This is a genomic window from Micromonospora sp. NPDC049049 (genome assembly GCF_040649115.1).
Taxonomy (GTDB): Bacteria; Actinomycetota; Actinomycetes; order Mycobacteriales; family Micromonosporaceae; genus Micromonospora.
The window spans coordinates 137,691-158,307 of the sequence record NZ_JBEZEX010000015.1; the positions used below are offsets into that span (position 1 = coordinate 137,691).

Consider the following 20,617-nt stretch of genomic DNA (forward strand, 5'->3'; position numbering starts at 1 on the left):
CGCCGGCCGCAGGCACGGGTCGCCGGGAGGCGACAGTCGTCGCGCTAGTGCGAGGTGCCGCCGCTCGATCGACTCGGGCCGGTGGCGGAGGGCCGGTGCGCGATGCGGGGCGCCCGAACGGCGGAGGCGGTGCCCGACCCCGGGCGGTAGTCCCGTGCCGCGCTGGCCACCATCTCGTCGGCGTCGCGGGTAAGCGTCTCCCGGATGTGCGGCGGAACGAACTCGGACGTCGCCATCGCCAGTCGGACCTGCACCGCGCGGTCGTCGACCAGGCGGGCGAGGTCCGCCTCGCTCAGCTCGACGGCCCGCACCAGCGCGGCGCGGACGTCGACCACCGGGTCCGCGGCGAGCGCGCTGCGCTGCGCGGCGGTGGTCCGCGGGTTGCGGGCAACCCCCTTGCGGACGCGTGCGGTGCGATCGGCCAGCAGGGCGTCGATCACGTCGGGGTCGTGGGTGTGCGTGCCGAGTCGTTCCCGCACCTCGGGTGACACGTCGTCGATCAGCTTGGCGGCCAGCTCCGGCTCCAGTTGACGACTTTCCGCGAGGAGCCCGCGAAGCTCCTTGTCCGAGGTCTTCACCATGACCTGGCGGATCGACTCGTCACAGGCCGGATTGCTGGCGACGGCCCAGCGGACCCACCGGTCGTCGTCCTTGACCAGGCGCATGAGGTTGGCGATCGACGTGGAGGGGTTCCTCGCCACTGCCTCCCGGACCTGACGATCCTGGTCACGGGTGAGCGGTCGCAGGGCCTGCGCGGGTGCGTCGGCCCGAGAGGCGACCGCCTTGCGGACCAGGACCGACGGGTCGGACGCCAGGTCGATGAGGGTCATTTGTGGCGTTGTGGGGTCCTGAGCGAGGGCGAGCCGAGCGTCAGCGCCGCCACCGATCGGACGGTGGGCGGTGGTGCCGGACGCGCTGTGACGGTCGGCCTCGCCGACGTCGTGCTGTTTCCCCATGCCGCAATCATGTCACGCGCCCGATTCGGCAGGATTGGCCACGGGCGGGACCGGGGCGGGCAGGCGCAGACCGGACATGCCGCCGTCCACCGGCAGCGACGAACCGGTCACCGACCTGGTCGCGGGCGAGGCCAGGTAGACGACGGTGGCGGCCACCTCGTCGGCGGTCACCAGTCGGCCGGTCGGCTGGCGGGCGGCCAACTGCCGCTTCTCCGCCGTCGGGTCGGCCGCACCGGCGAGCAGGCGGGCCACCCAGGGCGTGTCGACGGTGCCGGGGGCGACACAGTTGACCCGGACGCCCTCCGTCACCAGGTCGGCGGCCATGGCGAGGGTGAGGGCGTGCACGGCACCCTTCGACGCCGAGTAGAGGGCGCGTTTGGGCAGACCTGTGGTCGCGGCGATCGAGGAGATGTTGACGATCGCGGCGGACGACGACCGGCGTAGGTAGGGCAGGGCGACGGCGCTGGTTCGGGCCACACCGGAGACGTTGACGTCGAGTACCCGGCTCCACTGCTCGTCGTCGTTCTCCTCCACAGTGCCCACGGCCGAGATGGCGGCGTTGTTCACCAGGATGTCGATGCCGCCGAACGTCTCCGCGACCGAGGCGACGGCCGCGGTGAGGGAGGACCGGTCGGCCACGTCCGCCTGGACGCCGAGCACCCCGGGGGTCTCGGGCAGCCCGGACAGCTCCAGGTCCAGGACACCCACCCGGGCGCCGGCGGCGACGAACGCCCGCACGCAGGCGAGGCCGATCCCCGATGCGCCTCCGGTCACCACCGCCACGAGACCGTCACACCGCATCAGGCGTCCCGGAGCGTGTTGCGCTGCCGACCGAGGCCGTCGATCTCGACCTCCATCACATCGCCGACGGCCAGGTACGGGAAGCGGCCGGAGAGTCCCACTCCCTCCGGGGTGCCCGTGTTGATGACGTCGCCCGGGTCCAGGACGGTGTACTGGGACAGGTGCCAGACCAGGTACGCCACGTCGAAGATCATGTCCTTGGTGCTGGAGTCCTGGCGGGGCTCGCCGTTGACCCAGGAGCGCAGCCGCAGCGCCTGCGGGTCGCCGATCTCGTCGGCCGTGACCAGCCACGGGCCGAGCGGTTGGAACGTCTCACAGGACTTGCCCTTGGACCACTGGCCGCCGGAGACCGCGAGTTGGAAGTCCCGCTCGGAGACGTCGTTGGACAGCACATACCCCGCGATGTGCCCGAGGGCGTCGGCCGGTGAGGCGAGGTAGCGGGCCGTTCGGCCGATCACCACCGCCAGCTCCACCTCCCAGTCGGTCTTCGTCGATCCGCGCGGGATGAGGACCTCGTCGTACGGGCCGACGACGGTGTTGGACGCCTTGTAGAAGATGATCGGCTCGCTCGGTGGCGCGGCACCGGACTCGGCGGCGTGCGCGGCGTAGTTCTGCCCGACGCAGAGCACCACACCCGGCCGGGCGATCGGTGCGCCGACCCGCTGCCCGGTGACGTCGATCTCGGGCAGGTCGGTGGCCTCGCGGGCACGCCGGACGCCGTCGCCGGCAAGGAACTCGCCGTCGATGTCGACGGTGAGCGACGAGAGGTCGAAGTGCCGCCCATCGACGTACAGCACAGGGCGTTCCCGTCCCACCGGCCCGACGCGCATGAATCTCACGAACCAACCTCCACCGCCTGGGTCGCCAAGAACCCAATCTCCTATAGGATGCTGTTCGGCTCGATGTGTACTCGCTCACACCGGCGCAGTCAAGGGGTCGCTGAGGAGACGAGATGGCCCAGCAGAGACCTCGCGAGGGCCGACTCCGCCCCGCCCGTCGACTCACCCTCGCCGAGGACGTCTACGAGTCGATAAAGACGCTGGTCATGGACCACATCCTTCCGCCCGGCGAGCGGGTCAACATCGACGCGCTCGCCCGGGAGCTCGACGTCTCCCCCACCCCCGTCCGTGAGGCCCTCGCGAGGCTGGAGGCCGACGGCCTGGTCCGTAAACGCCCGCTTTCCGGCTACACCACGACGCCACTGTTGAGCCGTGCCGAGTTCGACGACCTGTTCGACGTCCGGCAACTGCTGGAGGGCGCCACCGCCGGGCGAGCCGCCACCCACGCCTCCGACGAAGCGCGCCAACGGATCAGCGTCGAGGCGGCGGCGAGCATCGACGTGGAGGCCGGCGACGGATACCGCCGCCACGCCGCCTTCACCGCACTGGACGCGACGTTCCACGACCTGATCGCCGAGGTCTCCGGCAGCCCGTTGCTGCGGGACACCATCACGCGGCTGCACTCACACCTGCACCTGCACCGGCTGTACTTCCCGGTCGCCGGCGCAGCGGACACCAACACCGAGCACCAGCGCATCGCCGCCGCCATCGTCGCCGGCGACGCGACAGCCGCCACCGAGGCGATGCGGGCGCACCTCAGCGCCGCCCGGGAGCGCCACCTGCCCGCCTTCGACCGGCTCCCCACCCCCGCGACACCGCGCGACTCGGCCTGACCCACCCCCACGGATCCGAGGAGCCGCCATGCGGATCGCCCTCTTCATCACCTGCGTCAACGACCTCGCCTTCCCGGCCACCGGCATCGCGGTCACCCGCATCCTGCGGCGACTCGGCCACACCGTCGACTTCCCCGCCGACCAGACCTGCTGCGGGCAGATGCACGCCAACACTGGTTACCGGGCCGAGGCCATGCCGATGGTGCGCAACTACGTCGACGTCTTCGACTCCTACGACGCCATCGTCGCGCCGTCCGGGTCGTGCACCGCGATGATCCGCGACCAGTACCCGCGCCTGCACGCGCCGGCGACGTCGGTGGCCGCCCGCACGTACGAGCTGTCCGAGTTGCTCGTCGACGTTCTCGGCGTCACCGACGTCGGCGCCGAGTTCCCCGAGACGGTCACCTACCACCCGACCTGCCACGGCCTGCGGATGCTGCGTCTCGGCGACCGACCGCTGACCCTGCTGCGCCAGGTGCGCGGAATCCACCTGGTCGAGCTGGGCGACGCCGAGGAGTGCTGTGGCTTCGGGGGCACGTTCGCACTGAAGAACCCGGACGTCTCCACCGCCATGCTCACCGACAAGTGCGCCCGGGTCCGCGACACCGGCGCACGGGTGCTCGCCGCGGCCGACAACTCCTGCCTGGCGCACATCGGCGGCGGTCTCGACCGCCACCGCTCAGGCGTACGGGCCGTGCACTACGCCGAGATTCTCGCCGAGACGGGAGCCAGCTCATGAGCCATCCGGTCGCACCCGCCACCGGGGGCGGGCGGATCCGCACCCCGCTGCCGTTCCCCACCGCCGCCAGGCCGGCCGTCGCCGACCCGCAACTCCGGGCCAACCTGCACCGGGCCACCCGCACCATCCGGGCCAAGCGAGCCCGGGTCGTCGACGAGGTACCCGACTGGGAGGCTCTGCGCGCCGCCGGCTCGGCGATCAAGGCGGACGTCCAACGTCGGTTGCCGGAGTTGCTGGAGCAGTTCGAGGCGTCCGTCACCGCCGCCGGCGCCACTGTGCACTGGGCCCGCGACGCGGCCGAGGCGTGCCGGATCGTGGTCGAGCTGACCCGGGCCACCGGGGCCGACGAGGTCGTGAAGGTCAAGTCGATGGCGACCCAGGAGATCGAGCTCAACGAGGCGCTGGAGGCCGCCGGGATCGCCGCGTACGAGACCGACCTCGCCGAGCTGATCGTGCAGCTCGGCGAGGACACGCCCTCGCACATCCTGGTGCCGGCGATCCACTACAACCGGGCCCAGATCCGGGAGATCTTCGAACGTCGCATGGCCGACGCGCCGCCCGACCTGAGCGACGAACCGGCCGCGCTGGCCGAAGCGGCCCGCGCTCACCTGCGACGGCGTTTCCTCTCGGCCCGGGTCGCCGTCTCCGGAGCGAACTTCGCCGTCGCCGACACCGGCACCCTCGTGGTGGTCGAGTCCGAGGGCAACGGCCGCATGTGCCTCACCCTCCCCGAGACGCTGATCAGCGTCGTCGGCGTCGAGAAGCTGCTGCCGACCTTCACCGACCTGGAGGTCTTCCTGCAACTGCTGCCGCGGTCCTCGACCGGTGAGCGGATGAACCCGTACACCTCGATGTGGACCGGCGTCACCCCCGGGGACGGCCCGCAGGACGTGCACGTCGTGCTCGTCGACAATGGCCGCTCCGCTGTGCTCGCCGACCCGGTCGGACGGCCCGCGCTGTCCTGCATCCGCTGCTCCGCGTGCCTCAACGTCTGCCCGGTGTACGAACGGGCCGGCGGGCACGCGTACGGCTCTGTGTACCCGGGCCCGATCGGCGCGATCCTGTCGCCGCAGCTGACCGGCGTTGCCGACAACGCCTCACTGCCGTACGCGTCGACCCTCTGCGGCGCCTGCTACGACGTGTGCCCCGTGAAGATCAACATTCCGGAGATCCTGGTCCACCTCCGCCAGCAGGCACCGCACCCGCCAGCGGAACGGGCCACCATGCGGCTCCTGTCCTGGGTGATGCGCAGCCCACGACGGTGGGCCGCCGCCCTGCGCCTGGCCCGGGCCGGCGCGGGGCCGCTCGGTGCGTACCGTCAGCGGCGCACCGGCGCTCGCACGCTGCGGCGACTGCCCTGGCCCGCGTCGGCGTGGACCCGGTCGCGTGACCTGCCGCTGCCCGCGCCGCAGACCTTCCGGGAATGGTGGGGAAAACAGTGAGCGCACGTGACGAGATCCTGGCGCGGCTCCGGACGGCCCTGGCCGACAGCCCGCCGCCGGTGCAGGTGCCCCGCCGCTATCGCCGGGTCGGCGACCACCCCGACCTGATCGAAACCCTCGTCGACCGCCTGGAGGACTACCGGGCCGTCGTCCACCGTGGCACCGAGGCCCTGCACCGGCTGCTCGGCGAGGTCGGCCGGCTCGCCGTCCCCACCGACACCCCCGCCCATTGGCTGGACGGCTACGCCGGAGAGCTGCACCGCGACGCGCCCCCGCTGTCACCGGCCGCGCTCGACGGCCTGGACGCGGTCCTGACCGGCTGTGCCGTGGCGGTCGCCGACACGGGCACCATCATCCTCGACGCCGGCCCGACGCAGGGGCGACGCGCGCTCACCCTGGTGCCCGACCGACACATCTGTGTCGTCCGCACCGACCAGGTCGTCGGCCTGCTGCCGGAGGCGCTGGCCCGGCTGGACCCACGCGCGCCTCTGACCTGGATCTCGGGCCCGTCCGCGACGAGCGACATCGAGCTGAACCGGGTCGAGGGAGTGCACGGCCCGCGCCGCCTGGAGGTCGTCCTGGTCAGCTCAGGAGTCTGACGACACCTGCTCGCGGGTCTCGTCCGCCTGGTTCCGCAGCGGGACGCCGCGCACGTTGAGCAGCATGACGATGCCCACGCCGACCACCAGGGCGATGTCGGCGATGTTGCCGACGAAGAACCCGGCGTAGTCGATGAAGTCCACCACGTGCCCCCGCGCGAACCCCGGCTCGCGGAAGAGTCGGTCCAGCAGGTGCGTCGTCGCGCCGCCGAGCACCAGGCCCAACGCCACCGCCCAGGGACGCGACGTGACCCGCCGGGCCACCATCGTCACCGCGACCACCGCCGCCGCGGCGAACACCGCGAAGATCCAGGTGTACGCGGAGCCGATCGAGAAGGCCGCACCCGGGTTGTAGACGAGGCGCAGTTGCAGCAGCTCACCGAGGAGCGTGATGGTCTGCCCGTCGGACAGCGCGGACTCGGCCCAGAACTTGGAGGCCTGATCGGCGGCGAGCACCACGGCAGCGATCAACACGACGGCGCGGAACATCCCGGAACCCTAGCCGGTCACCGGTGACCGTCACCACCGGAGAGCGAGGCCCCGTCCGACGGGCCGCGCCGGGCATGATGCAGGTGTGTGGCAATTGCAAAAGACTTGCAATTGTGCCACCGTGATCATCACTGAAGGCGGCTGCACCCGCGCGCCCGCACCCCGTTCCCCACACCACAGGAGCGTTCCGTGACCCGGATCCGTCCGACCTTCCGACGCCTCGTGGCGTCGACAGCAGCGGCCGGGACGCTCGTCCTCTCCGGCTGCTCGGCCCCGACCACCCCGGACAGCCCAGCCGGCGGCGCGACCCTGGTCGTGGCCACCTCCGACGAGCCCGACGCGCTGAACCCGGTGCTCAACTTCGGCGTCGACGGCGCCGCGCTGATCTTCGACGGGCTCGTCGCCCGCGACAGTGACAACCGCCTCGTTCCTGGGCTGGCCACGGCGTTGCCGGTGCTGTCCGGCGACGGACGCACAGTGACCGCGACACTGCGTGACGGGGTGCAGTTCCACGACGGCACCACGCTGAGCGCGGCGGATGTCGCCTTCACCTACCAGGCGGTGCTGGACCCGACTGTGGACTCCACGCTCCGCTCCGACCTGGACATGGTGGAGTCGGTGACAGCGCCCGACGCGGCCACCGTCGTGTTCCGGCTGCGCTACCCGTACGCGCCGTTCCTCCAGCGACTCACCCTCGGCATCGTGCCGTCGAAGCTGCTCAGCGGGCAGGACATCAACACCACGGGGTTCAACCGGAAGCCGATCGGGACCGGGCCGTACAGGGTCGAGTCCTGGACGCCGGGTGACCGGCTGGTGCTCACCGCGAACGAGCGCTACTTCGGCGGCCGGCCGGCGAACAACCGGGTCGTGGTGGCGTTCGTCGCCGACGACAACGTCCGCGCCCAGCGGATGCGGGCCGGTGAGTTCGACGCCGCCGAGCTGCCGCCGAAGCTCGCCTCCGGATTCGACTCCGACACCGCGTACCGGGTGCAGCGGGTGCCGACCGCCGACTACCGGGGCGTGATGCTGCCGATGGGCAACCTGGTCCTCGCGGACCCGGCGGTCCGCCGGGCGCTCAACCTCGCCGTCGACCGGGCCGCGATGGTGTCCGGAATCCTCGGTGGCGCCGGCGAGCCGGCGTTCGGGCCGGTCCCCCCGACCTCCGAGTTCGCCGACCCTTCGACGGTCGGCACGCCGACCGCCGACGCGACGGCGGCGAGCGCGCTGCTCGACGCGGGCGGCTGGAAGCCCGGTGCGGGTGGGGTGCGGGCCAAGGACGGCCGGCCGGCCCGGTTCACGCTGATGTACCCGGCGACCGACACCCTGCGCAAGGACCTGGCCCTGGCCGTCACCGCCGACGCGAAGAAGATCGGCATCGAGGTCACCCCGGCCGGGCTCACCTGGGACGCCATCGATCCGCGAATGAAGTCCGACGCCCTGCTGATGGGCTACGGCACGCCGTACGACCCGGACTTCGTCTCGTACAAGCTGTTCAGCTCCCGGTTCGCCGGGCAGGGCTACTTCAACCCTGGCTCGTACCGCTCCGAGGTGACGGACCGCGCTCTGCAGGAGGGCCGCGACCAGATCGACCCGGCTCTTCGCAAGGCCGCGTACGCGCAGTTCCAGAAGCAGTTGGCCGCCGACGTGCCGTGGCTGTTCCTCACCTACCTGCGGCACACCTACGTGCTGAAGTCCTCCGTCCAGGGCGCGGCCCCCCGGGTCGAGGCGCACGAGCACGGGGTGGCGAACAGCATCTGGTGGAACATCAACACCTGGGCGCGCTCGTGACCCGCTCCGGGCGACTGGCCGGGGCCGGGGCGGTGGTCCGACGCCGCCTCCTGGTAGCCGTTCCCGTGCTCGCCGCGACGAGCATCGGGATGTTCGCCCTGGGTGCCGCCTCGCCGGTGGACCCCGCCAAGCAGTACGCGGGCGCGGCGGCCTTCACCGCCAGCGAGGAGAACCTGGCGCAGATCCGCGCCAACTGGGGTGTCGACGACCCGCTGCCGGTGCAGTACCTGCGCTGGATCGGCAACCTGGTCCAGGGCGATCTGGGCTGGTCGACGAGTCGTCACGAGCCGGTCGCCTCGGTGCTCTCCGCCCGGGCCGGCTGGACGCTGCTGCTGATCGGGGTGACCCTCGCCCTGGTCCTGGTCGGCAGTCTGCTGCTGGGTGCGCTGGCCGCGTACCGCCGGGGTGGGTTGTTCGACCGGGGTCTGCGGGCGGCGGCCTACGCGGTCGAGTCGATGCCGGTGTTCTGGCTGGGCCTCGCCGCGATCGCCGTGTTCGCGCTGGCCCTGGGCTGGTTTCCGGCGGGTGGGCTCACCGATGTCACAGCGACCAGCACCTCCTGGGCCGACGTGGCGCACCACCTGATCCTGCCGGTCGGAGTGCTGGCCGTTTCCCAGGCGCCGTGGTTCGTGCTGTTCGTCCGGGACGCGGTGGCGGAGAGCATGCGCGACGACCACGTGCTCGCGGCGCGGGCCCGCGGGTTGCCCGGGCGGACGGTCCTGTTCGGGCACGCGTTACGGACCGCGCTGCTGCCGTTCCTCACCTTGGTCGGCACCCACCTGCCCGAGCTGGTCGGCGGGGCGGTGCTTGTCGAGACGGTCTTCTCGCTGCCGGGCCTCGGTGCCGTCACGGTGGCCGCCGCGCTGGGCAGCGACTTCCCGCTGTTGGCGGCGATCACGCTGGTCACCACCGCCGTGGTGCTGGCCGCGAATCTCACGACCGACCTCGCCTACGCCGCCGCCGACCCGAGGGTGCGACTCGATGGCTGACCTTGTCACCCGACCGCCGCTGCTCCACCTGGCCCGGTCCCGGCTGCGGCTGCGACCCGGCCAGACCGGTGTCGTCATCGCCGGTCTTGTCCTGCTGGTGGCAGTCGCTGGCTCGCTGCTCGCACCGCTCGTCTGGCCGCTCGACCAGAGCGCGGTCGCGTTGGACCAGACCCGGTCGGCACCGTCCTGGACCCACCTCGCCGGCACCGACGACCTGGGCCGCGACGTGGCACACCGGGCCGTCTACGGACTGCGGGTCTCGTTGCTCGTCGGCGCGGTCGCCGCCCTCGTGGCCACGGTTCTCGGGGGCGCGGTCGGTGGGATCGCCGGCACGCTCGGCGGCCGGGTGGACCGGATCCTGATGCGGGTCGTGGACACCATTGCCGCGATGCCCCACCTGCTGCTGGGCATCTTCATCGTCGCCATGCTGCGTCCCAGCCTCGGCGCGGTGATCGCCTCCGTCGGGCTCACCCACTGGCTCTCCACCGCCCGCATCGTCCGATCCGAGTTGTTGAGCCTGCGGACCCGACCGTTCGTCGACGCCGCGATCAGCGGTGGGGCCGGCCGACTCCGGGTCCTCACCCGACACCTGCTGCCGCACGTCCTGCCCCGGCTGGCGTTGGCCACCACCCTGATGATCCCGCACGCGGTGTGGCACGAGACCGCCCTGTCGTTCCTCGGCCTGGGCCTACCTCCGCACCTCGCCTCACTCGGCAACATGATCAATGACGGTCAGGGGTCGCTGCTGACCGGTGCCTGGTGGGCGAGCCTGGCACCGGGCGCTGTCATCGTCGTCGTCACTCTCGCCATCGCGGTCCTCGCCGCCCGCTGGCGCGACCGCCTCGATCCCCGGGTCCGAGCGGAGCTGCACCTGTGACCACCACCGAATCAGTTTCGGCCCCGGCCTTTCCCCGCACCACCGCGGGTCAGCCGCTGCTCACAGTGGACGGCCTCGGCGTCGAGTTCCGGCTCCGCGACACGACGGTGCATGCCGTCACCGACCTCAGCCTCACCCTACGGGCCGGCGAACTGCTCGCCATCGTCGGCGAGTCCGGCTGCGGCAAGTCCGTCCTGGCCCACGCCCTGCTCGGCCTGCTACCCGGCAACGCCACCACCACCGGCCACGCCGTCCTGCACGACAGGGACAGCGAACCGGTCGACCTGATCACCTGCGGTCAGCGCCACCTGGCTCGCAGGGTGCGCGGGCGCCGCGTCGGGCTGGTGCCGCAGAGCCCGGCCACCGCCCTGAACCCGGTACGCACCGGACGCCGACTGCTCAGCGAGACGCTGCGGGCGCACGGCCGCGACCGCGCCGACGCCGACCAGCTCGCTGTCGATGTCGGGCTCGACCCGGCGGACCTGGACCGCTACCCCCACGAACTCTCCGGTGGCATGGCACAGCGTCTGGTCACCGCGCTCGCGCTGGCACCCGACCCGGCGCTGCTCATCGCCGACGAGCCCACCACCGGGCTGGACCGACCCCTGGTCGACCACACCCTCGACCTGCTGAGACGTCGCTGCGACAACGGCTCCGCGGTCGTGCTCATCACGCACGACCTGGCCGCCGCGCAACGGGTCGCCGACACCGTCGCCGTGATGTACGCCAGCCGCATAGTGGAACACCGCGACACCGACCAGCTCTTCACCGCGCCGACCCACCCGTACGCCTCGGCGTTGCTCGACGCCCTGCCGGACCGGGCCTTCCGGCCGGTGCCGGGCGACCCGCCGATGCTCACCGCGCTGCCACCCGGCTGCGCGTTCGCGCCCCGCTGCCCACGCCGCACCGACACCTGCGCGGACCGACCAGAGCCGACACCGGCCGCCGGTGGCGGCACGGTGGCCTGCCACCACCCGATCCCCACGGGAGTCCCCACGTGACCAGCCCGCAGCACCTGCTCGCCGACGAGGTGACCGTCTCCTACGGCCGCCAGGTCGTTCTCGACGGCGTCACAGTGCGGATCAGCCGGGGAGAGACGGTCGGGCTGCGCGGGCCCTCCGGCTGCGGAAAGTCGACGCTGGTTCGGGTCCTGGCCCTGCTGCACCGCCCCGATCAGGGTCGGGTCAGCATCGACGGCACCCCGGTCGACGGCATCCGGTACGCCGTACCGGTCGCCCTGCGGACCCGCGTCGCCGCCCTCTTCCAGAGCCCGCGTGCCGCCGCCGACCCTCGACTGAGCCTCGCCGGCCTGATCGCCGAACCGCTACGCGCCACCCGGACGCCCGAGCCGGCGGTCCGCGAACGGGTGGCCGAACTCGCCGACCTCGTCGGCCTCACCGCCGACCTGCGCAGCCGGCGGCCACACGCTGTCTCCGACGGGCAACTGCAACGCGCCTGCCTCGCCCGGGCCCTGGCGCACCGCCCGGACTACCTGCTCTGCGACGAGGCGACCGCGATGCTGGACGCTTCCACTCAGGCGCACGTCGCCGGCGTCATCCGCGACTACCAGCGGACCCAGCAGGCCGGGGTGCTGGTCATCAGCCACGACCAGACCCTGCTGGACCACTGGAGTGACCGGATCGTCGACCTCGCCGGTGCAGCGAGGGCGCGCACCTGACCCGCACTGCGGGGCGTTGCGAATGCCGGGGGCAACGGGCGATCTGCATCGGAGGTCCGCCTCCGCCGCTCGGGCGCGACAGCGTCAGCCGACGTCGAGGGGCACCCGCCGAGCGCGGGAGTCGGGGCGGCCGGCGAGGATGCCGGCGAGGATCTCCGCGCCGTCGACGACTCGCGGGCCGGGGCGGTTGAAGTAGGCAGGCCCGTCGACCACCCACACCTGCCCGGCACGCACCGCTGGCAGGTCCGCCCAGCCGGGTTGCTCGGTCGCCACGGAAAGCTCGTCGATGGTTCGCTCCGGCGTGAACCCGCACGGCCCGAACACCACCACGTCGGGGGCCAGGTCGGCGACCACCGACCACGGGTGCGGGGTGCTGTGCGCACCCGGCCCGAGCAGCAGCGACCGCCCACCCGCGTAGGTGATCTGCTCCGGAACCCAGTGCCCGCCCGGCATCAACGGGTCGAGCCACTCGACGAACAGCACCGTCGGCGCGCCGGGCACCGGTCCCGGCAACGCGGCGAGGCGACGCTCGGCGTCAGCTCGGATCTCTGCCGCCCTGCCCTCGGTGCCGGTCAGCGCGGCCACGGCATCGACAGTGTCCAGAATCCCGTCGATGGTCCGCGCCTCCAGGGACATCACCCTGGTGTCGAGATCGATCAGACCAACCGCAGCGTTGACCCGCTGGTAGGAGACCGCACACACGTCGCACAGATCCTGCGTCAGGATCAGATCCGGCTTCAACCCCTCCAGCATGGCGACGTCGAGCTGGTACAACGACGAGCCTCGGTGCGCGTCACCGGCGATCGCCGCCGAGATCTCCCGGCTCGTCAAGGTCTCCGGCAGGGACGTCGCGGTCACCGCCGGGACGTCGGCCAGGGCCCCCGGCGGCCAGTCACACTCGTGGGTACGGCCGACCAGGTGCCCGGTCAGGCCGAGCATGGCCACGATGTCCGTGGCCGCCGGCAGCAGGGAAACGATGCGCACAACCGCCTGCCTACCAGGCGCGACCGAGCCACGTCCATTCCCCGACAGCGAGACCCGGATCACTGACATCCCACACATCGCCAAGCGCTACCTCACCGCCGTACCCAACACCGCCGTCACCGCCGACCAGGTCGCCGCCTGTCCCCCGGCCGTTGCCGACGTCATCACCGCGGCCGTCGCCGAACACGAAGCTGGCGAGACGCTGGAAGCCGTCTTCGCCCGCGACGCTGACAAGCTGGAATGCCTCGTCCAAGCCGTCGAGTACCGCCACCAGGGCATCGACAACGTGCAGCGCTGGATCGACAGCTCACGAGCGGCTCTGAAGACCGCCAGCGCCCACCGCCTCGCCGACGCCGCTCTCAGCGGACAACCCCTGGCCTGGCTCACTCCCCCGCCACAGGAGTAAGCGTTCAATACTCGGCGTTGCCTTGATCAAGAGAGGGGACCTAGTCGATCAAACAAGACGAGGGCAACGCAGATCAGAGTTCGAAGCCGAATACGACCAACCGACTACCTGACCGACCATCGGCAAGAGCCCACAACCAACTACAAGATCGTCTAGCCGGACCTGTCACCCACGTCCCGGGACTGATCTGTCACGCGGGTCCTGAGACCCGAGAGCCAGCGGACGGCTGTCCTGCCCTGCCGAATGCCTCGCCGGTCAGTAAGTAGAAAGCCGGTGGTTCAGGAACGGACGACCACGCTACCGTTCGCGGATGAGCATCCTGCCCGGCGCGACGAAGAAATCGTTCGCGGGTCGCGATCTTCGGCATCGCGCACTTGGAAAACACTCATTCAAGTTGTGTGATTTCCGTGGCGTCGACCTCCGGGGTGCCTCCCTCCGCGGTGCCAGCTTCTCTGGCTGCGATCTGCGAGATGCCGACCTGCGTGACACGGGCTGCTCACCGACCTCGACGTCCACCCCAGAGTCGCCATGCAGGTGCTGAGCACGCCACTTCTCCGTGACGATGGAGATCTATACCCAGGTATCGAACAAGGCGACCAGGGATGCCCTCAAGCGCCTTGGCGATCCACTCGACCACTGACGCCGTTGCGGTACCTGGCTGCTGCACGACACCACAAGGCCACCTCGCGAACTCGGCAAGCGGCCTCTGGCCTGCGGAATTGAGCGTGGGCGATGCTGGTATCGAACCGGCGACCTCTTCCGTGTGAAACAGGATGCCGTCCGCACTCTGACCTGCAGAAACGAGAAGCCGCAGGTGGAGGCAGGTGCAGTTGAGCGCCGTTGTGCGCTATTGGATGCAGTTCAACGCCGTTCAGGACACCCGGCTGCTCCCACCCTGCTCCCCTAATCCCGGGCCCATGACCCTCCCGTCGCCCAGGCGCCTCGGGTCTCCGCTTCGGCACGTCTTCGCCGAGCAGTGCGAGGCCGACGTTTGGCCAACGCGACCGGGACGCCGAAGCGCCGAGGCGCACGGCCGGTGAGGTGATCTCAGCGCAGATAGCCCCGCTGCTGCCTGCGGCCACCCGCCCCCCGGGTGCCGCCCGTCACCCGAGCGATTGAGCAGTTCAGGGGCCGGGTAGTGGTCCTCCTCGCAGAAGATCAATCGGCGGTCGGTCCTGGTCCGTCCGGCGAGAGGGGGTATCACCGGTGCGGACGTGGGGGCGCGACGCGGTGGCGCGGTTGCGGGGCGACGGGATGACCGTGGTCGAGCTGACCACCGCCGCGGTGGCCGCCTGGTTCGTGGCGGCGATGGTGATCCGTCACCCGGACCCGTTTTTCGCCCCAACCGCCGCGCTCGTCGTGCTCGGCGAGTCCCGCGGGCGACGGGTGCGGCAGACCGTCGAGATCCTGCTCGCCGTGGCCGCCGCCGTGCTCGTCGCGGAGCTGATGGTGTACGCGCTGGGCCCGGGCACCGGCACCGTCCTGCTGGTGCTTCTGCTGACCACCACGACGCTCGTGGTGATCGGGGCCCGCCGTGCCCTGGTCGTGCAGGCCACCGTCTCGGCCATGTACCTGGTCGTGGTCGCCGCGCCGAGCGGGACGCTTATGCCGTTCCGCTTCGTCGACGCGCTCATCGGCGGCGCGGTGGCGCTGGTCGCCAGCCAGCTGATGGCCGCCCGCGATTTGCTGGCGCCGCTGGTGGCGCAGGCCCTGCGCAGCTACACCGACCTGGCCGGCCTGCTCGACAATGTGAACGTAGGGTTGCAAGGCTGCGACGAGGATGCCGCCCGCGCCGCGCTGGACCAGGCCCGGCAGGTGGACGACTGCGTCGCCCAGCTGCAGGCCGCCGTGCTCGCCACCGGTGAGACGCTGCGGCTGGGACTGCGCCGCCGGCACCTGGGCAAGCTCGTCGAGGTGGAGGCGACGCTGCGGCAGCTCGACTACGCCGCCCGCAACATCCGGGTGCTGGCCCGGGCCGGCGTGACCCTGACCCGCCGGCAAACGGCCACGCCGCCGGAGCTGGCCGCCGCGATCGGCGCGCTGAGCGCCGCCGTACGGTCGGCCGGGGAGGCTCTGGCCCGCGACCTCAGCGGCACCGACGCCGACCGGCACGCGCAGCGGGCCGACGCGGCGGCCCTGGAGGCGGTCCGGATCGCCGCGGGCCTGCTACGGACCGATCCGCCGCTGCCGGTCACCATGATCGTCGGACAGATCCGGGCGACCGCGATCGACCTGCTACGCGGCGTCGGCCACGACGACGTGATGGTGCTGGACCGGGTGGACGAGGCGCTCGGGCTGAGCCGGGCGTAGGAAACCGAAGAGTTCCTCCACCGGCTCGACCGCAATGGTGAGCCCACCGCCTACCTGTTCCGATGCCTGCGCTGCGGAACTCACCTCCCCTCCTGGGAGTCAGCGTCGAGCCGACCGACACAGCGCTCCGGGCGGCGCTGTCACCGGCCGCGCCCTACGCGAGGGGCTGGCAGGATGCACGAATGGCCATCGCCCCGCGCCTGTCGGTGTCCTTCCGTGTGTCGCCGAACTCTCCTCGCGTTCTTGGCACCGCCCGCACCGCCGACACCCCGGCCGTGCAGCGGTGGCCGCACCGCCGGCTCGTGGTGATTCGCCGCGACGACGAACTGCTGGCGTACGACCTGGACCGGCTGACAGCCGGCGACGACGCCCCCGCCGCCCGGTTTCCGGCCCCGTGGCCGCGCGGGGCTGGCGGGATCGATGCGGTGAGCCCCACCCTCAACCTTGCCGTCTTCAGCGGTCAGCACGCGCTCCGGGCGGTCGACGCGGCCGGCGCGCTGCGCTGGGAGGTGCCTCACGCGTGCTGGTCGTCCGCCTGCCTGTCGTATCACGACTCATACCAGGATTACGCCGACAGCCGCGAGCACCGCCACCCCGATACCGGATCCTGCTGGATCAGCGCGGACGGCTCAACGGTATGGGCGCACGTGCGTACCGCGCTTCCCGATGACACCGAGTCAAAACTCGACGAGGAATGGCTCGTGCTCGACGCCCCCGACGGCCGCCTCCTGGGACGAGCCTCGACCGGCACCGTAGCCGCCGGCTCCCACCACGTTCCGCACCCCGACCCAAGCCAGATGGGCCTCAGCGTCGGAGAGGGCCAGGACGGTGCCCCGCTGCTGTGGGGTCGGTGGGACGGAACTCGACTCACCGTCACCCGCATCGGCGACGACGACCGCAGCCTCGTCGATGTCAGCCCCTGCGGAACCCGGTTCCTCACAATCAGTCACTGGGGACAGCAACCAGCCGTCCACCGTCTTCCCGACGGCGCGGTGATCCGCGAGGTCACCGCCGACCCCCGGCCGCATAGGCCGGCAGACGCCGAGGAAGAAACCCCCTGGGGCTACCGGTGCGGCTTCGTCGACGAACACACCATCGTCGCGAGCACCATCGAAGGCAGTGAGGAGACCCGGCACTGGCTGATCGACACAGCATCCGGGAACATCCTCGACCAGGTCCAGTATCCGAAGCCCGTTTCGGAAGACCCTATGGCCCTCGGCGACGGCACCTGGCTCACCTGCGGCGAGGACCCCTTCCAACTCTTTCTATGGAGCCTCCAATGAGCCCTTTTCATCGTGGGTTCTGGCTGGCCTAGATGTGATGTAGGACGAGGATGGCCTGGACGATCGTGGTAGCACGTCGGGGCAGTAGCGGAGCTTGGTCAGGATCTTCCCAGCCCTTGAGGGTGGCGACGGCGCGTTCGCCGACGGCCCGGATCTTGGCGTGGTGCCGGTGGCTGCCGCGGCGATGCACTCGTCGATAGCCGCCGCGAACGTCACCGCGTCGTGCGCCGGAAAATAGACGGGGACGAGTCCGAATAGCGGCGCTCCGATGTTGACCCGTGATTTGTCCACCTTGGGGTTGAGGTTGTAGTGCATCGGGGTGTTGCGGAACGGCTTGGCCGCAGGCGTCAGGATCAGCTGGGCTTCCGGCGAGCCGACCAGCTTGTTGATGAACTGAATGGAACGGCTCGTAAGCGTTCGGAGTTTGGTTGTCGCGAAGGATGCGGAGGCTGCCGAGGACCTGGTACAGCGTCAGGAAGCGAATCTTGAACGCGGAGTAGTCGGTGGCGCCAGATCCGCCGGTGCTGGCGATGTGTGCGAAGTTCAGCATCGCCTGGAACACCGTGAGCAGCGCATTGAGGTCTGGGTTGGATGGACCATCGAAGATCTTCGGGTAGTAGCGCTCCGAGCGGACGTCCTCTTCGCGGGAGTTGAACTTCCGGGCGTCCAGGTGGCTCACAAGGGTCTGGCCAGGAGTGCCGAGCCGGCCGCCCAGCGTGGCGGCGAAGTGGCCGTACTCCTGGTAGATCGCCGGGACGCGTCACGTCCCCCCGTCGCTGGTCGCCCATGGCGGAGGCACTCATCGCTCCTAATCATCATCACGATGGCTGCGGTCGGTCATGGAGCTGACCAAGACCGGAGAACCAAGACATCCCCGGGTCTGTTTGATGACTACACGATTACTCGCGGCGGTGGCTGTGCGTAACTTCACGGAATGCAGCCGAACCACCTGCCCACCGAGCAGACTCCTCGGCCCCCACTGGTGCCCTTCCAATCCGGTGCCCCCACGGGGCCTGTCCATCTCGACGGGCCGACCTGCCCGCCCCGGGGTGCCACCGCTGACCCTGCACAGGCGCAACTATCAGCACCGGTCCCGGATCAGACACTGTCCGCGCGTCTGGCGCACTGGTTCGCGGCCGAGCAGGTGGTCGCCGATGTCGTGAGAACTCTTGAAACCCGATACGCCATGCCACTGACGGTGGGTCTTCTCCACACGCCCGTCGGCAGCGACCACGTGCCGGGCACCAACACCATCGTGCTGTCCCCGAAGTACGCCGCGCCAGAGCTTGTCGCCGTCGCGGACAAGCTGATCCTGTACCGATTGGCCACCGCATTCGAGCACCTCGGCGTGGACATATCCACCGAGGAGGCGTTTCTGAGGCACAACAACGTGCAGAAACAGCTGTGGCTGTTGGCCAACCCGCCTCAGGAGCCGCCGCCCGCGGACGTCTACCGGTTCTACCACGGCACCAACCGGTGCAATTATTACGGCGACGGCATCCAGGCCACGGGGCTGATGCCGGGCAAAGCCGGCAGCGACATCGGTTGCAAGCGCTGGGAGAAACACGACGTCGCCAGCGAGAGCAAGGACAAGGGCTGGAACACCGTCACCCTCGACTTCGACGTGGCACTGTCCTACGCCCGGCAGCACACCGAATGGGCCATGGGGAAGAAACGCGGCGAGCCAACCCTGCGCGACGTCGCCGTCGAGGGCGGGATCGTCCTCGCCTTCGACATGCCGAAAAGCGCCCTCGACGGCAACGACGCGTGGCGCCACGACCACAGCGGCGACCCAAACAACTTTCAGACCAAGGAAGAGATACCGGCGAAGAGAATCCGGGTGGTGGAGGAGTTGGGTATCCCAGGGCCGTTGACGGCCGTCGCGCCACCGCCGAAATCCACCCCGGCCCCGAGCACCCCGGCCCCGAGCACCGGGCGACGCCGATACCCAGGAGCGCCATCCGGGAGTTGACCCCGAGCACCGTGCCGACTCGCAACGTATCGACGGCCAGTGGAAGGACTGGTCAGCCCTTAACGGAGGGCCGACGCGCTAACGGATGGTGAAGGTCAGCGGGTTCGAGATGCCGAGGCCGCCGTGGGAATCGAGGACCCGCACGGTGAAGGTGGACGACGTGCCGGCCGACAGGGCGGTCTGGAACTGGTAGCGCTGTCCGCTGTTGGTCGGCGTCACGGCCAGCCGGGTTGCGCCGAGGTAGAGCTCCACCCGGCTGACGAGGTCCCCGGGATCGGTGTCGGCGACGTCGGCGACCAGCGTGACGGTCGTCGGCTCGAGGAAGTAGGTCTGCCCGCCGGGGGTGCTCAACGCCACCGCCGGCGGGTGGTTGCTGCCGGTGGACGCCGGCGTCACCACCGTGACCAGCAACGGCGGCGCAGCGCCAGACAGCGACTGGTCGGTGCCGGCCGAGACGTACAGCACGAAGGTGGTGCTGGTGCCGGGCTCCCCGATCGGTGGGGTCCACAGCGCCTCGTACCGGTCACCGGTCGTCCTCACCCCCCGGGCCGCCGTGACGCCGTCCACCCGGAACGACACCGACGTGATGCTGTGTCCGCCTCCCACGGTCGCGGTCGCCGCCAGCGGGACGGTTCCCGGCGTGGTGTACACCGCGCCGGCGCTCGGGCTGAGCCAGGTGACGATCGCCGGCCAGTCAGCGACCGGCGGTGTGGTCGTCCGGGTCGGCGTCACGCTGGGCAGGACGCCGCCGGTGCACGCGACGCCGTTGAGCGTGAACGACGCCGGTACGGGGTTGCTGCCCGACCAGGCGCCAACGAAACCAATGTTCGCGGAGCCATTGGTGCCAAGGGTCGCGTTCCAGCCCAGACTGGTCGCGCTGACCTGCTGGCCCGCCTGGGCCCAGGTGGCGCTCCAGGTTTGCGTGAGCCGCTGGTCGACTGCAGGGAACGCGAACCGCAGCGTCCACCCGTTGACTGGGTCACCCAAGTTGGTGACCGCGATGTCGGCGTGGAAGCCACCGGTCCACTGGCTGGTGACGACGTAGTTCACCCGACACCCGGCCACCGCGTACGCCGCACTGGCGTGTGAGATCGCGGCCATCATCGCGACCATGGCAACAGCGATGGCGGCCACAGCAGTCAGCGACTTCCGCATGGCACACCTCGCCGTAGATAGTTAGGTGTCTATGGGTATGTCGACTGTCCTGCTGTTCCGCCTCCCTGTCAAGGCGCGCCCGGCAGTCCTGCCGCCGGCAGGACAACGGACAGCCCGCCCATGGCTGTTCGGTAGCGGCCACAGCGCCGAGCAGGCAGAAGAGTGGATAGCGCAGCTTCCCGCCTGGACCGCGACTGACCGCCAGTTCCTGGACGACTTCGCGCCAAAGAACGCAACGAAGTGGGCGGCCAAGTCCCGGCAGAAAACCGAGCGCCGGGTACGCGAGCTCGCAATGTGGACCGGCGAGTGGGCAGTGCCAGGTCAGGGTGCCGCCCGTGGGATCGGTGTCTCGAATGGCGGAACCGCCGCCGGCTCCACCGAGCTCACCCGCAACGTTCGGCATCGATCCACAGCGCACCTACAGGCACGGTGCTCGGCGGCACGACACTGTTGGCGTTGGCAACCACGGCGTGGCCC

General features: G+C 70.7%; 18 protein-coding genes and 4 pseudogenes. 15 read left to right on the forward strand and 7 right to left on the reverse strand.

Annotation, left to right across the window (positions count from 1 at the left end):
- Positions 1-44 precede the first annotated feature (44 nt).
- The 3 genes from AB0B68_RS17525 to AB0B68_RS17535 are packed head-to-tail and all read right to left on the reverse strand — an operon-like array spanning position 45 to position 2,596.
- Entirely contained in the window at positions 45-956 is a 912-nt protein-coding gene (locus AB0B68_RS17525; protein WP_357203475.1) for a hypothetical protein, read from the reverse strand.
- 12 nt (positions 957-968) lie between these two features.
- Positions 969-1,730 carry an SDR family oxidoreductase gene (locus tag AB0B68_RS17530; protein ID WP_357261060.1) on the reverse strand — a complete coding sequence of 254 codons (762 nt, stop codon included), beginning with the start codon at positions 1,728-1,730 and terminating at the stop codon, positions 969-971.
- Between the two features lie 26 nt (positions 1,731-1,756).
- Entirely contained in the window at positions 1,757-2,596 is an 840-nt protein-coding gene (locus tag AB0B68_RS17535; protein ID WP_357203469.1) for a fumarylacetoacetate hydrolase family protein, read from the reverse strand.
- 113 nt (positions 2,597-2,709) lie between these two features.
- Between AB0B68_RS17535 and AB0B68_RS17540 the strand changes: the two genes are divergently transcribed.
- From AB0B68_RS17540 to AB0B68_RS17555, 4 genes are read left to right on the forward strand one after another with little or no spacing between them, the layout of a single operon-like run.
- Positions 2,710-3,429 carry a GntR family transcriptional regulator gene (locus tag AB0B68_RS17540; RefSeq protein ID WP_357203466.1) on the forward strand — a complete coding sequence of 240 codons (720 nt, stop codon included), beginning with the start codon at positions 2,710-2,712 and terminating at the stop codon, positions 3,427-3,429.
- A gap of 28 nt (positions 3,430-3,457) precedes the next feature.
- Entirely contained in the window at positions 3,458-4,168 is a 711-nt protein-coding gene (locus AB0B68_RS17545) for a (Fe-S)-binding protein (protein WP_357203463.1), read from the forward strand.
- Complete coding sequence (locus AB0B68_RS17550) at positions 4,165-5,610, forward strand: LutB/LldF family L-lactate oxidation iron-sulfur protein (RefSeq protein ID WP_357261063.1); 1,446 nt, start codon at positions 4,165-4,167, stop codon at positions 5,608-5,610. The genes AB0B68_RS17545 and AB0B68_RS17550 overlap by 4 nt, the downstream gene beginning before the upstream one ends.
- A complete protein-coding gene (locus AB0B68_RS17555) occupies positions 5,607-6,209 on the forward strand; it encodes an LUD domain-containing protein (protein ID WP_355006198.1) in 603 nt (200 codons plus the stop codon). The genes AB0B68_RS17550 and AB0B68_RS17555 overlap by 4 nt, the downstream gene beginning before the upstream one ends.
- Here the strand turns inward: AB0B68_RS17555 and AB0B68_RS17560 are convergent.
- Positions 6,198-6,698 (reverse strand): signal peptidase II, encoded by a 501-nt coding sequence (locus AB0B68_RS17560; protein ID WP_357203458.1) that lies wholly within the window; start codon positions 6,696-6,698, stop codon positions 6,198-6,200. The genes AB0B68_RS17555 and AB0B68_RS17560 overlap by 12 nt on opposite strands.
- 189 nt (positions 6,699-6,887) lie before the next feature.
- Here AB0B68_RS17560 and AB0B68_RS17565 point away from each other — a divergent pair, with 189 nt between their 5' ends.
- Genes AB0B68_RS17565 through AB0B68_RS17585 form a run of 5 tightly spaced genes read left to right on the forward strand, consistent with a single transcriptional unit; the run spans position 6,888 to position 12,030 of the window.
- The gene (locus AB0B68_RS17565; RefSeq protein ID WP_357261065.1) at positions 6,888-8,486 is read left to right on the forward strand and encodes an ABC transporter substrate-binding protein; all 1,599 of its coding nucleotides are present in this window, start codon (positions 6,888-6,890) and stop codon (positions 8,484-8,486) included.
- On the forward strand, positions 8,456-9,475 hold the full coding sequence (locus AB0B68_RS17570) for an ABC transporter permease (protein ID WP_357261068.1): 1,020 nt from the start codon (positions 8,456-8,458) through the stop codon (positions 9,473-9,475). The genes AB0B68_RS17565 and AB0B68_RS17570 overlap by 31 nt, the downstream gene beginning before the upstream one ends.
- Positions 9,468-10,352: an ABC transporter permease gene (locus AB0B68_RS17575; RefSeq protein ID WP_357261071.1), complete on the forward strand. Its 885-nt coding sequence runs from the start codon at positions 9,468-9,470 to the stop codon at positions 10,350-10,352. The genes AB0B68_RS17570 and AB0B68_RS17575 overlap by 8 nt, the downstream gene beginning before the upstream one ends.
- Entirely contained in the window at positions 10,349-11,353 is a 1,005-nt protein-coding gene (locus AB0B68_RS17580; protein ID WP_357261074.1) for an ABC transporter ATP-binding protein, read from the forward strand. Before AB0B68_RS17575 ends, AB0B68_RS17580 begins: the two co-directional genes overlap by 4 nt.
- Complete coding sequence (locus tag AB0B68_RS17585; protein WP_357261077.1) at positions 11,350-12,030, forward strand: ATP-binding cassette domain-containing protein; 681 nt, start codon at positions 11,350-11,352, stop codon at positions 12,028-12,030. The genes AB0B68_RS17580 and AB0B68_RS17585 overlap by 4 nt, the downstream gene beginning before the upstream one ends.
- A gap of 84 nt (positions 12,031-12,114) precedes the next feature.
- On the opposite strand, the gene AB0B68_RS17590 is transcribed toward AB0B68_RS17585, so the two are convergent.
- The gene (locus AB0B68_RS17590) at positions 12,115-13,014 is read right to left on the reverse strand and encodes an ABC transporter substrate-binding protein (protein WP_357261080.1); all 900 of its coding nucleotides are present in this window, start codon (positions 13,012-13,014) and stop codon (positions 12,115-12,117) included.
- Positions 13,015-13,063: 49 nt separating this feature from the next.
- On the opposite strand from AB0B68_RS17590, the pseudogene AB0B68_RS17595 reads away from it, so the two are divergent.
- The 5 genes and pseudogenes from AB0B68_RS17595 to AB0B68_RS17615 form a co-directional block, all read left to right on the forward strand.
- Positions 13,064-13,420 (forward strand): annotated as a pseudogene (locus tag AB0B68_RS17595) (HD domain-containing protein); the annotation flags it as partial.
- 310 nt (positions 13,421-13,730) lie between these two features.
- Positions 13,731-13,895 (forward strand): annotated as a pseudogene (locus AB0B68_RS17600) (pentapeptide repeat-containing protein); the annotation flags it as partial.
- 17 nt (positions 13,896-13,912) lie between these two features.
- A pseudogene (locus AB0B68_RS17605) lies at positions 13,913-14,060 on the forward strand (site-specific integrase); the annotation flags it as partial.
- 566 nt (positions 14,061-14,626) lie between these two features.
- Complete coding sequence (locus AB0B68_RS17610) at positions 14,627-15,730, forward strand: FUSC family protein (protein ID WP_357261083.1); 1,104 nt, start codon at positions 14,627-14,629, stop codon at positions 15,728-15,730.
- 182 nt (positions 15,731-15,912) lie between these two features.
- A complete protein-coding gene (locus AB0B68_RS17615) occupies positions 15,913-17,013 on the forward strand; it encodes a hypothetical protein (RefSeq protein WP_357261086.1) in 1,101 nt (366 codons plus the stop codon).
- Between the two features lie 28 nt (positions 17,014-17,041).
- On the opposite strand, the pseudogene AB0B68_RS17620 reads toward AB0B68_RS17615, so the two are convergent.
- Positions 17,042-17,185 (reverse strand): annotated as a pseudogene (locus AB0B68_RS17620) (IS5/IS1182 family transposase); the annotation flags it as partial.
- Between the two features lie 762 nt (positions 17,186-17,947).
- Here AB0B68_RS17620 and AB0B68_RS17625 point away from each other — a divergent pair.
- A complete protein-coding gene (locus AB0B68_RS17625; RefSeq protein WP_357261089.1) occupies positions 17,948-18,985 on the forward strand; it encodes a hypothetical protein in 1,038 nt (345 codons plus the stop codon).
- Positions 18,986-19,063: 78 nt separating this feature from the next.
- On the opposite strand, the gene AB0B68_RS17630 is transcribed toward AB0B68_RS17625, so the two are convergent.
- Positions 19,064-20,140, reverse strand: a complete 1,077-nt coding sequence (locus AB0B68_RS17630) for a cellulose binding domain-containing protein (protein ID WP_357261092.1) — start codon at positions 20,138-20,140, stop codon at positions 19,064-19,066.
- Between the last annotated feature and the right edge of the window lie 477 nt (positions 20,141-20,617).

What these genes read in the sequence shown, in the direction of transcription:
- AB0B68_RS17560 (WP_357203458.1), bottom strand. Translation starts at nt 6,698, where the DNA reads ATGTTCCGCGCCGTCGTGTTGATCGCTGCCGTGGTGCTCGCCGCCGAT.
- AB0B68_RS17540 (WP_357203466.1), top strand. Translation starts at nt 2,710, where the DNA reads ATGGCCCAGCAGAGACCTCGCGAGGGCCGACTCCGCCCCGCCCGTCGA.
- AB0B68_RS17625 (WP_357261089.1), top strand. Translation starts at nt 17,948, where the DNA reads ATGCAGCCGAACCACCTGCCCACCGAGCAGACTCCTCGGCCCCCACTG.
- AB0B68_RS17575 (WP_357261071.1), top strand. Translation starts at nt 9,468, where the DNA reads ATGGCTGACCTTGTCACCCGACCGCCGCTGCTCCACCTGGCCCGGTCC.
- AB0B68_RS17525 (WP_357203475.1), bottom strand. Translation starts at nt 956, where the DNA reads ATGGGGAAACAGCACGACGTCGGCGAGGCCGACCGTCACAGCGCGTCC.
- AB0B68_RS17550 (WP_357261063.1), top strand. Translation starts at nt 4,165, where the DNA reads ATGAGCCATCCGGTCGCACCCGCCACCGGGGGCGGGCGGATCCGCACC.
- AB0B68_RS17630 (WP_357261092.1), bottom strand. Translation starts at nt 20,140, where the DNA reads ATGCGGAAGTCGCTGACTGCTGTGGCCGCCATCGCTGTTGCCATGGTC.
- AB0B68_RS17615 (WP_357261086.1), top strand. Translation starts at nt 15,913, where the DNA reads ATGGCCATCGCCCCGCGCCTGTCGGTGTCCTTCCGTGTGTCGCCGAAC.
- AB0B68_RS17545 (WP_357203463.1), top strand. Translation starts at nt 3,458, where the DNA reads ATGCGGATCGCCCTCTTCATCACCTGCGTCAACGACCTCGCCTTCCCG.